This is a genomic window from Pseudomonas sp. CM25, assembly GCF_013179705.1.
Taxonomy (GTDB): Bacteria; Pseudomonadota; Gammaproteobacteria; order Pseudomonadales; family Pseudomonadaceae; genus Aquipseudomonas.
On record NZ_JABMCW010000472.1, the window covers coordinates 1 to 3275 of the forward strand.

General features: G+C 66.4%; 3 protein-coding genes. All 3 read left to right on the forward strand.

The window, feature by feature from the left end:
- A partial coding sequence (murD, locus tag HP546_RS28035) for a UDP-N-acetylmuramoyl-L-alanine--D-glutamate ligase (RefSeq protein WP_172232412.1) occupies nucleotides 1-1275 on the forward strand: 1275 nt, incomplete at its 5' end.
- A complete protein-coding gene (gene ftsW, locus HP546_RS28040; RefSeq protein ID WP_218584640.1) occupies nucleotides 1272-2486 on the forward strand; it encodes a putative lipid II flippase FtsW in 1215 nt (404 codons plus the stop codon). The genes murD and ftsW, both read left to right, overlap by 4 nt.
- A partial coding sequence (gene murG, locus HP546_RS28045; RefSeq protein WP_172232415.1) for an undecaprenyldiphospho-muramoylpentapeptide beta-N-acetylglucosaminyltransferase occupies nucleotides 2476-3275 on the forward strand: 800 nt, incomplete at its 3' end. The genes ftsW and murG, both read left to right, overlap by 11 nt.

Sequence of the window (3275 nt, forward strand, 5' to 3'; positions counted from 1 at the left end):
TTCCTGGCGAGCCGGGGCATTGCCTTTGCGGTCGCCGACACCCGCGAGCAACCGCCGGAACTGGACACCCTGCGCCGTGACTACCCGCAGGTGGAAGTGCGCTGTGGCGAGCTGGACGTCGACTTCCTTTGCCGCGCCAACGAGCTGTACGTGAGCCCCGGCCTGGCCCTGGCCACCCCGGCCCTGCAGCAGGCGGCGGCGCGTGGCGTGAAGCTGTCTGGCGATATCGAGCTGTTCGCCCGTCACGCCAAGGCGCCGATCATTGCCATCAGCGGTTCCAATGCCAAGAGCACCGTCACCACCCTGGTCGGCGAAATGGCCGCCAAGGCTGGCAAGCGTGTGGCGGTGGGGGGCAACCTCGGCACCCCGGCGCTGGACCTGCTGGCCGATGACGTCGAGTTGTACGTGATGGAACTGTCCAGCTTCCAGCTGGAAACCACCGACCAGCTCAACGCCGAAGTGGCCACCGTGCTGAACATCAGCGAAGACCACATGGACCGCTACAGCGGCCTGCCAGCCTATCACCTGGCCAAGCACCGGATTTTCCGCGGCGCCCGCCAGGTCGTGGTCAACCGCCAGGACGCCCTCAGCCGGCCACTGCCGGTAGAAGGCATCCCCTGCTGGACCTTCGGTCTCAATCAGCCGGACTTCAAGGCCTTCGGCCTGCGTGAAGTGGACGGCGAAAAATACCTGGCGTTCGAGTTCCAGGCCCTGATGCCCGCGCGCGAGCTGAAGGTTCGCGGTGCCCACAACCAGAGCAACGCCCTGGCGGCGCTGGCCTTGGGTCACGCGGCCGGCCTGCCGTTCGAACCCATGCTCGAAGCCCTGCGCGAGTTCGGTGGCCTGGCCCACCGCTGCCAGTGGGTGCGCGAGCGCAACAGCGTCAATTGGTACGACGATTCCAAGGCCACCAACGTGGGTGCTGCCTTGGCCGCCATCGAGGGCCTGGGTGCCGACATCGAAGGCAAGCTGGTGCTGATCGCCGGCGGTGATGGCAAGGGCGCCGACTTTGCCGCCCTGCGCGGGCCGGTGCAGCGCTTCTGCCGCGCCGTGGTGTTGCTCGGCCGCGATGCCGAGCGCCTGGCCGAGGCGCTTGGCGAGGGTGTGCCACTGGTTCGCGTCAAGACCCTGGACGATGCCGTGCAGCAATGCGCCGCGCTGGCCCAGCCAGGCGATGCCGTGCTGCTGTCGCCAGCGTGCGCCAGCCTCGACATGTTCAAGAACTTCGAGGAACGCGGGCGCCTGTTCGCCCAGGCAGCGGGAGGTCTTGCATGATCTTCGGCATCCTCAAGCCTTATCCGTCGCCGCTGATCAGCGGCCGTGGCATCGACCTGGACTTCGCCATGCTCGCCGGCTGCCTGGCGTTGCTGGGCCTGGGCCTGGTGATGATCACCTCGGCGTCATCGGAAGTGGCTGCGGTGCAGTCGGGCAACCCGCTTTACCACATGTTCCGCCACCTGGTGTACGTGGCCATCGGCCTGGTCGCCTGTGGCGCGACCATGCTGGTGCCGATCGCCACCTGGCAGCGCATGGGCTTCATGATGCTGCTGGGCGCCTTCGGCCTGCTGGTGCTGGTGCTGGTGCCGGGTATCGGCCGTGAAGTGAACGGCTCCATGCGCTGGATCGGCTTCAGCTTCTTCAACGTGCAGCCTTCGGAAATTGCCAAGGTGTTCGTGGTCATCTACCTGGCGGGTTACCTGGTACGCCGGCAGACCGAGGTGCGTGAAAGCTGGATGGGCTTCTTCAAGCCGTTCATCGTGCTGCTGCCCATGGCCGGCCTGCTGCTGATGGAGCCGGACTTCGGCGCCACCGTAGTGATGATGGGCGCGGCCGCGGCCATGCTGTTCCTTGGCGGGGTGGGGCTGTTCCGCTTCAGCCTGATGGTGGTGCTGGCCGTGGTGGCGGTATTCGTGCTGGTCCAGGCACAGCCCTACCGGATGGCGCGGCTTATCACCTTTACCGACCCCTGGTCCGACCAGTTCGGTTCGGGCTACCAGCTGACCCAGGCACTGATCGCGTTCGGCCGTGGCGAGTGGCTGGGCGTTGGCCTGGGCAACAGCGTGCAGAAGCAGTTCTACCTGCCCGAAGCGCACACCGACTTCGTGTTCTCGGTACTGGCCGAGGAGCTTGGCGTGGTCGGCTCGCTGGTGACCATCGCGCTGTTCGTGTTCGTCACCGTGCGCGCGCTGTACATCGGCCTGTGGGCCGAGAAGGCCAAGCAGTTCTTTGCCGCCTACATGGCATTCGGCCTGGCTTTCCTGTGGATCGGCCAGTTCCTGATCAACATCGGCGTGAACGTCGGCCTGCTGCCGACCAAGGGCCTGACCCTGCCGTTCCTCAGCTACGGGGGCAGCTCGCTGGTGATCTGCTGCGCCTGTGTGGGGCTGTTGTTGCGCATCGAGTGGGAAAGCCGCACGCACCTGGGCAGCGAGGAACACGAATTCAGCGAAAGCGATTTTGCCGAGGAGACCAATCATGGCCGCTGACGGCAAGAACGTACTGATCATGGCGGGCGGCACCGGGGGCCACGTGTTCCCGGCCCTGGCCTGCGCCCGTGAGTTCCAGGCGCGTGGCTACAGCGTGCACTGGCTGGGCACCCCGCGTGGCATCGAGAACGAGCTGGTGCCCCAGGCTGGCCTGCCATTGCACCTGATCCAGGTCAGCGGCCTGCGCGGCAAGGGCAAGCTGTCGTTGCTCAAGGCGCCCTTCACCCTGGTCAAGGCCGTGCTGCAGGCGCGACGCATCATTCGCCAGCTCAAGCCGGTATGCGTACTGGGCTTTGGCGGCTACGTGACCGGCCCCGGCGGCGTGGCCGCGCGGCTGTGCGGCGTACCGCTGGTGATTCACGAACAGAACGCCCGGGCCGGAACCGCCAATCGGTTGCTGGTGCCGCTCTCGGCGCGGGTCTGCGAAGCTTTCCCGAACACCTTCGAGGCCAGCGACAAACGTCGCACCACTGGCAACCCGGTGCGCCCGGAGCTGTTCATGGACGCTCAACGCGCGCCCCTTGCCGAACGCCGTGCACGCCTGTTGGTGCTGGGCGGCAGCCTGGGTGCGGAACCATTGAACAAATTGTTGCCTAAGGCCCTGTCCGAAGTGCCCGCCGCCGTGCGGCCAGAGGTGTTCCACCAGGCCGGCAAGCAACACGCGCCGATCACCGCCGAGCGTTATCACGAGGTGGGCGTCGCGGCTCAGGTAGAGCCTTTCATCAAGGACATGGCTCAAGCCTATGGTTGGGCCGACATGGTGGTGTGCCGGGCCGGTGCCCTGACCGT

What these genes read in the sequence shown, in the direction of transcription:
- ftsW (WP_218584640.1), top strand. Translation starts at nt 1,272, where the DNA reads ATGATCTTCGGCATCCTCAAGCCTTATCCGTCGCCGCTGATCAGCGGC.